Source organism: Curtobacterium sp. 1310, assembly GCF_017834105.1.
GTDB lineage: Bacteria > Actinomycetota > Actinomycetes > Actinomycetales > Microbacteriaceae > Curtobacterium.
The window spans coordinates 478,778-486,276 of sequence record NZ_JAFICY010000003.1; the positions used below are offsets into that span (position 1 = coordinate 478,778).

Consider the following 7,499-nt stretch of genomic DNA (forward strand, 5'->3'; position numbering starts at 1 on the left):
TCGATGTCGGGACGATCGTGCCGCCGGCCGCTCACGCGGCACTGACGTGGCGCTGACACGGTCGGACGCTCTCCGTCAGCGGGGCGGGCGCGGTCGTCGTCGGCGGGGCCGGACGGGAGGCCCGTCCCGTCCCCGGTACGCTCGCTCCCGTGGCAGGGACGGACGACTCGGGTGCCGGTGTCGGCGGTGCCGTGCGGCTGCGGCTGGACGTCGCCTACGACGGGGCCGCCTTCTCGGGCTGGGCCCGGCAGCCCGGCCTGCGGACCGTGCAGGGCGCGCTCGAGTCCGCGCTCGCCACGGTCTTCACCCGGTGGGGCGCGCCGCCGCAGCTGACGGTCGCCGGTCGGACGGACGCCGGGGTGCACGCCACCGGGCAGGTCGCCCACGTCGACCTGACCGCGGAGCAGTGGGGTGCGCTCACCCGTCCGCGGCGGTCGTCGCCGGACGGCCCTCCGCGCACCTCGCTCGACGGACTCGTCAAGCGCGTGAACGGTCTCGCCGGGGCGACGGGCGACGTCGTCGTCACGCGCGCGTCGGTCGCACCGGACGGCTTCGACGCCCGGTTCTCCCCGCTCTGGCGGCGCTACGAGTACCGGGTGGCGGACGCCGACGCCCCGCGCGACCCACGTCGCCGCGGGCACACGCTCTGGCACCCGACGCGCCTCGACCCGGCGGCGATGGAGCGCGGTGCGCTGACGTTGCTCGGGCTGCACGACTTCGCGACCTTCTGCAAGCCGCGCGAGGGCGCGACCACGATCCGGACGCTGCAGGAGTTCCGCTGGGACCGCGAGCCGGACGGCGTGCTGGTGGCGCGCCTCCAGGCCGACGCGTTCTGCCACTCCATGGTGCGGGCGATGGTCGGGGCGACCATCGCCGTCGGGGAGGGCCGCTTCGGCCCGGACCGCCTCGAGGAGCTGCGGGTCGCGCAGCAGCGCACGAGCGCGTTCAAGGTCGCACCCGCGGCCGGTCTGACCCTCACCGAGGTGGGCTACCCGGGGGACGACGAGCTCGCGGCCCGGGCGGCGCAGACCCGTGCGCGCCGGACGGACGACGAGCCGGACGCCGGTACCGTCGGGGGATGAGCTCCCGCAGGCCCCGGTCCGTCGTCTCCGTGGCACCCGGTGTGGTGTTCGTCGAGGGGGCGGTCTCGAACTGGGTCGTGCTCGCCGAGGAGGACGGCGTCGCGCTGATCGACGCCGGCTACCCCGCGGACACCGCGCTCGTCCTCGACACCGTGCGCTGGGCGGGGCACGACCTCGGCGACCTCCGACGCATCTACGTCACGCACGGGCACGTCGACCACGTCGGGGGCATCCCGGGGATCCTCGAGCGGTACCCGCACGTGCAGGTCCTGGCGCACGCCGACGAGCTCGACAACGTGCGCGGGCCGCAGCGGCAGCAGGTCCGGCCGGCGGAGATCGGCGGGCGTCTCGCCGCACCGCGGACGTTCCGCTGGCTGGCGCGGGCCGTCGGTTCCGACGCCCTGCGTCCCGTGACCGTCCCCACTGCCCGGGCCTTCACCGCGCACGACTTCGCGGGGCGTGCGATGACGCCGTTCCCCGCCGTCGGGCACACGGCCGGCTCGACCGCGTACCTGTTGCCGGCCGCGAACGCCATCGTCACCGGGGACGCGGTCGTCTCGCACCACGACACGCTTCCGGGGTCGTGGCAGCCGCGACCACGCATGATCACGCCGTTCTTCACCGCGGACCAGGCGACGGCGCTCGAGTCCGCACGGGCGCTGCCGATCCCGGAGATCGTGCTGCCCGGGCACGGACCGGCCGTGCACCGGGTCGGCAGCGGGTGGGTGCCGGTCGCCGGCTGAGCGCGCCGCCGGGCACCGTCCCGTCGCCACGCTGCGCACCCCGGACGGGGGTGGACCGGATCGTTCACCTGCCGGAAACCTGAGTGGCCCCGCAGGTCGCTAGCGTGCTGGAGTCCCCCTCCTCCTGCCGAAGGTCAGCATGCCCAACCTCCTGCGGCGCACCGTGCTGTGCGCCACGGTGGCAGCGACGCTCGTCGCCGCCCCGCTCGTCTCCGTCTCCACCGCCGTCGCGGACCCCGCGGGCGCCGGCCTCGTCATCGCCGAGGCGTACCTGAAGGGCGGCAGCGCGAACCAGCCGTTCACGAACAAGTTCGTCGAGATCGCGAACCCGACCGACACCGCCGTCGCCGTGGACGGGTGGTCGATCCAGTACCGGGCCGCCGCGAACACCGGCACGCCGTCGGTCGGCAAGCTCAGCGGTACCGTCCCCGCACACGGGTCGTACCTCGTGCAGATGGGCTCGAACGGGACGAACGGCCAGGCGCTGCCCACCCCCGACGCCGTGACCGGCCTCAACCCGTCCGGGTCGACCGGCACGCTCGTCCTGTCCGACCAGGCCACGGCGCTCACGCTGCCGGTCGGCTCGGTCACCACCGGGACGCCCGGCGTCGTCGACCTGGTGGGCTACGGCACGTCGAACACGTTCGAGACCGCCGTCGCGCCGACCGGGACGGCGAACTCCGTGCCGGACGCGCTGCACCGCGACGGCACCGTCGACACCGACTCCAACGCGGCGGACTTCGCCCTGGGCTCCTCGGTGACCCCGGAGAACTCCGGCGGGTCCGGCACGACGCCGACCGACCCGGGCACCCCCACCGATCCGGGCACCCCCACCACACCTGCCGAAGCGGTCACGATCGCCCAGCTGCAGGGCACGGGTCCCGCGTCGCCGTACGTGGGGAAGCGCGTCGTCACCGAGGGCGTCGTGACCGCGGTCTACGCCACGGGTGGGCTGAACGGCTACACGATCCAGACCGCCGGTACGGGCGGGGCGGTCGACCTCGCCACCCACACCGCGTCGGACGCCGTGTTCGTGTTCTCCGCCGCGACCGCGGGCAGCGTCGCCATCGGGGACGCCGTGCGCCTCACGGGCACGGTCGCCGAGTACAACGGCCTCACCGAGCTCGAGGTCGGCTCGACCGCCGACGTCGAGGGTCTCCCCGCCGCGGGCGTCGTGCAGCCGGTCCCGGCCACGCTGACCCTGCCGCGCACGGACGCGCAGCGCGAGTCGCTCGAGAGCATGCTGATCGCGCCGCAGGGCGACTACACGGTCGCCGACAACTACACGACGAACCAGTACGGCGAGATCGCGCTCGCCGCGGGGACGAAGCGCCTGATCCAGCCGACCGAGGTCGCCCGCCCGGGCAGCGCCGAGGCCGCAGCGGTCGCCGCCGACAACGCCGCACGCACGGTGGTCCTCGACGACGGCGCGAGCACGAACTTCCTCAGCGCCGCGAACCAGTCGGTCCCGGTGTCCTGGCTCACGCAGGGCCCGGTCACGGTCGGTGCCGCAGCGACCTTCTCGGAGCCGGTCGTCCTCGACTACCGCAACGACACCTGGAAGTTCCAGCCGACGTCGCCGATCACCGGTGCGACGCCCGCGGCAGACCTGCCCGCGTCGTTCTCGCAGGTCCGCACCGCGGCACCCGAGAACGTCGGTGGGGACCTCAAGCTCGCCGGGTTCAACGTGCTCAACTACTTCCCGACCACGGGCGACCAGCTCACCGGCTGCACGTACTACACCGACCGCGACGGCGACCCCGTGACCGTCCGCGGTGGCTGCGACGCCCGTGGCGCCGCGAACGCCGACGACCTCGAGCGCCAGCAGGTGAAGATCGTGAAGGCGATCAACGCCCTCGGTGCCGACGTGGTCTCCCTCGAGGAGATCGAGAACTCGGCACGGTTCGGCAAGGACCGCGACGCCGCCGTCGGCACGCTCGTCTCCGCGCTGAACGCGGCGACCGGCCAGGACACCTGGGCGTACGTGCCGTCCCCGGCGGTGCTGCCCGCGAGCGAGGACGTCATCCGCCTCGCCCTCATCTACAAGCAGGACCGCGTCGCACCCGTCGGCGAGTCGACCATCCTCGACGACCCGGCCTTCGCGAACGCCCGCCAGCCCGTCGCGGACGCCTTCCGCCCGGTCGGCGGGGACGCGGACGACGACTTCCTGGTGATCGCGAACCACTTCAAGTCGAAGGGCTCCGGCTCGGGCGCGGACGCCGACCAGGGCGACGGCCAGGGTGCCTCGAACGCGTCCCGCGTGGCACAGGCGACGGCGCTCGCCGCGTTCTCGACCACCGAGCAGGAGAAGTACGGCACCGACAGGGTGTTCATGCTCGGCGACTTCAACGCCTACAGCGAGGAGGACCCGATGGTCGTCCTGCGCGACGCCGGCTACACCGACCTCGGGCCGGCGAAGGACCCGACCGAGTACTCCTACGTGTTCAGCGGCCTGAGCGGTTCGCTCGACCACGTGCTGGCCTCACCCGCGGCGCTCGAGGCCGTGACCGGCGTGGACATCTGGAACATCAACTCGACCGAGTCGGTGGGCCTGGAGTACAGCCGCTACGACTACAACGTCACCGACCTGTACCGCGACGACGTGTACCGGGCGAGCGACCACGACCCGATCCTGGTCGGCTTCGACCTGGCCGAGGACGAGACCCCGACGCCGGGTGACGGTGGCACGCCGGGCAACGGCGGGACCCCCGGCGGACCCGGCCACGGCGGCGACCACCCGGGCAAGCCGGGCAAGCCGGGTCACGGCGGCGACCACCCGGGCAAGCCGGGTCACGGTGACGGGAAGCCGGGCAAGCCCGGCCACGGTGACGGCAAGCCGGGCGGGCCCGGTCACGGTGGGTTCGTCGCGGACGTCGTCCGTGTCGTGCTCGGTGTGTTCGGCTGGCTGCGTGGACTGTTCGGCTGAGGTGACCACGGCCCGGACGTGACCGGGTGACGGACGGGAGGCGCGGTGTCGGACGGCACCGCGCCTCCCGTCCGTCACGGCCCCGTTCGACAAGGCGAGCCGCGTCGGGTAGGCTCTCACCTTGGTCTGTGCGCCCCGTGCGCCGGACAGTCAGATGAGCCCTCCACCGGGCAGTTCCACGAGCATCGCCCGCGGAACACCCACCGGAGCGGGATTCACGGACTCCTCACCTCGACACGAAAGCAGCACTCCTGTGACTCGTACGTTCTCCCCGAAGCCGGCAGACGTCCAGCACGACTGGATCGTCATCGACGCGACCGACGTCGTCCTCGGCCGTCTCGCCACCCACGCCGCGGCGCTCCTGCGCGGCAAGCACAAGGCCACCTTCGCCCAGCACATGGACATGGGTGACTACGTCATCATCATCAACGCGGACAAGGTCGCCCTCACCGGCTCCAAGCTCGCGAAGAAGGTCTACTACCGTCACTCGGGCTACCCGGGCGGCCTCACGGCGACCTCCTACCCGGAGATGCTCGAGAAGCACCCGACCCGCGCCGTCGAGAAGGCGATCCGCGGCATGCTGCCGAAGAACACCCTCGGCCGTGAGCAGCTCAAGAAGCTGAAGGTCTACGCCGGCGCAGAGCACCCGCACGCCGCGCAGCAGCCCAAGGCGTACACCTTCGACCAGGTCGCACAGTAGTTCCGGCCACGACGACTTCAAGGACTGATAAAACTCATGGCTCAGATCGCTGACTCCCTCGACCAGACCCCGGAGAGCTTCACCACCGAGAGCGCCCCGGCGTCCTCGGAGGCCGCTCCCCGCCAGATCCTCAACGTCTCGGGCGGTGCCGTCGGGCGCCGCAAGGAGGCCATCGCCCGCGTGCGTCTCGTCCCCGGTGGCGGCTCGTTCACGGTCAACGGCCGCACGCTCGAGGACTACTTCCCGAACAAGCTGCACCAGCAGCTGATCAACGACCCGTTCAAGGTGCTCGAGCTCCTCGGCGCCTACGACGTCGTCGCTCGCATCACCGGTGGTGGCCCCTCGGGTCAGGCCGGTGCGCTCCGCCTCGCCATCGCGCGTGCGCTGAACGAGATCGACCGCGAGAACAACCGCGCCACCCTCAAGAAGGCCGGCTTCCTCACCCGTGACGCCCGCGTCATCGAGCGCAAGAAGGCCGGTCTCAAGAAGGCCCGCAAGGCGTCGCAGTTCTCGAAGCGCTAGTCGCGCGACGAACCCGATCGCAATGCCGCGTCTGTTCGGTACCGACGGTGTTCGTGGACTCGCCAACGGCGAGCTGACGGCCGCGCTGGCTCTGGGTCTCGCCCAGGCCAGCGCGGCCGTGCTCACACACGGACACCATGCGGACGCCCGCCGGGCGTCCGGTCGACCGCGCCCCCGCGCGGTCCTGGCGCGCGACCCGCGCGTCTCCGGTGAGTTCCTGGGTGCCGCGGTCGCGGCCGGTCTCGCCTCCGCCGGTGTCGACGTGCTCGACGCCGGGGTCATCCCCACCCCCGCTGCGGCGTTCCTCGTCGCGGACATCGACGCCGACTTCGGCGTGATGATCTCCGCGTCCCACAACCCCGCGCCCGACAACGGGATCAAGTTCTTCGCCACGGGCGGCCGCAAGCTGCCGGACGAGGTCGAGGACCGCATCGAAGCGGCCATGCACGACCAGTCCGCCCCGGCGCCCACCGGTGGCGACGTCGGCCGGATCACCCGCTTCGCCGACGCCGAGGACCGCTACGTCGTCCACCTGCTCGGCACGCTGCCGCACCGGCTCGACGGCCTGCACGTCGTGCTCGACTGCGCGAACGGTGCCGCCGCGGGCGTCTCGCCCGAGGTCTTCGTCAACGCCGGCGCTCGCGTCACGCTCATCGGCGCGGACCCGGACGGCATGAACATCAACGACGGTGTGGGCTCGACCCACATCGACAACCTCGCCGCCGCCGTGCTGGCGCACGGCGCCGACGTGGGCATCGCGCACGACGGCGACGCCGACCGCTGCCTCGCGGTGGACGCCGCCGGCAACGCCGTCGACGGCGACCAGATCATGGCGATCCTGGCGCTCTCGCTCCAGGAGCGGGGCCGGCTCGCCGACGACACGCTCGTCGCGACCGTCATGTCGAACCTCGGGCTCAAGCGGGCCATGGCGGACGCGGGCATCACGGTGCTCGAGACCGGCGTGGGCGACCGCTACGTGCTCGAGAAGATGAACGAGGGCGGCTTCTCGCTCGGTGGCGAGCAGTCCGGCCACATCATCTTCAACGACTACGCCACCACCGGCGACGGCGTGCTGACGGGCCTGCACCTGGTGGCCGAGATGGCCCGCACGGGCAAGAGCCTGCAGGAGCTCGCGTCGTGCATGACCGTCTTCCCGCAGGTGCTCCTCAACGTGCGCGGTGTCGACCGCCACGGGCTGGACGACCAGGGCGTGCAGGACGCGATCGCCGCGGCGACCGAGGCCCTCGGCGACGCCGGTCGTGTGCTGCTGCGCCCGTCGGGCACCGAGCCCGTCGTCCGCGTGATGGTCGAGGCGGCGTCGCAGGAGGATGCCCAGCGGGTCGCCGAGGAGCTGGCCGCCGTCGTGCGCGACCGGCTGGCGATCGACGCGGCCGCGTAGGGCACTCGCACGCGACGTCCCGGGTCGTCGGAACAACCGGAAGCGGGGGGGGGGGGGGGGGGGGGGGGGGGGGGGGGGGGCGCGGGGGGGGGGGGGGGGGGGGGGCGGCGGGGGGGGGGGCGCCCGC

At 73.0% G+C, this 7,499-nt stretch carries 6 protein-coding genes; all 6 read left to right on the top strand.

Annotation, left to right across the window (positions count from 1 at the left end):
* The first annotated feature begins 149 nt into the window (after positions 1-149).
* The 6 genes from truA (at position 150) to glmM (ending at position 7,372) form a co-directional block, all read left to right on the top strand.
* Entirely contained in the window at positions 150-1,082 is a 933-nt protein-coding gene (gene truA, locus JOD95_RS10665; protein WP_251155201.1) for a tRNA pseudouridine(38-40) synthase TruA, read from the top strand.
* Positions 1,079-1,825, top strand: a complete 747-nt coding sequence (locus JOD95_RS10670) for an MBL fold metallo-hydrolase (RefSeq protein ID WP_209684912.1) — start codon at positions 1,079-1,081, stop codon at positions 1,823-1,825. Before truA ends, JOD95_RS10670 begins: the two co-directional genes overlap by 4 nt.
* Before the next feature lie 139 nt (positions 1,826-1,964).
* Positions 1,965-4,751: an ExeM/NucH family extracellular endonuclease gene (locus JOD95_RS10675; protein ID WP_209684913.1), complete on the top strand. Its 2,787-nt coding sequence runs from the start codon at positions 1,965-1,967 to the stop codon at positions 4,749-4,751.
* A gap of 253 nt (positions 4,752-5,004) precedes the next feature.
* Positions 5,005-5,451 (top strand): 50S ribosomal protein L13, encoded by a 447-nt coding sequence (gene rplM, locus JOD95_RS10680; protein WP_022904636.1) that lies wholly within the window; start codon positions 5,005-5,007, stop codon positions 5,449-5,451.
* A 36-nt stretch (positions 5,452-5,487) separates the two neighbouring features.
* Complete coding sequence (gene rpsI, locus JOD95_RS10685; RefSeq protein ID WP_066656983.1) at positions 5,488-5,973, top strand: 30S ribosomal protein S9; 486 nt, start codon at positions 5,488-5,490, stop codon at positions 5,971-5,973.
* A 22-nt stretch (positions 5,974-5,995) separates the two neighbouring features.
* Positions 5,996-7,372: a phosphoglucosamine mutase gene (gene glmM, locus JOD95_RS10690; RefSeq protein ID WP_209684914.1), complete on the top strand. Its 1,377-nt coding sequence runs from the start codon at positions 5,996-5,998 to the stop codon at positions 7,370-7,372.
* Positions 7,373-7,499: the final 127 nt, after the last annotated feature.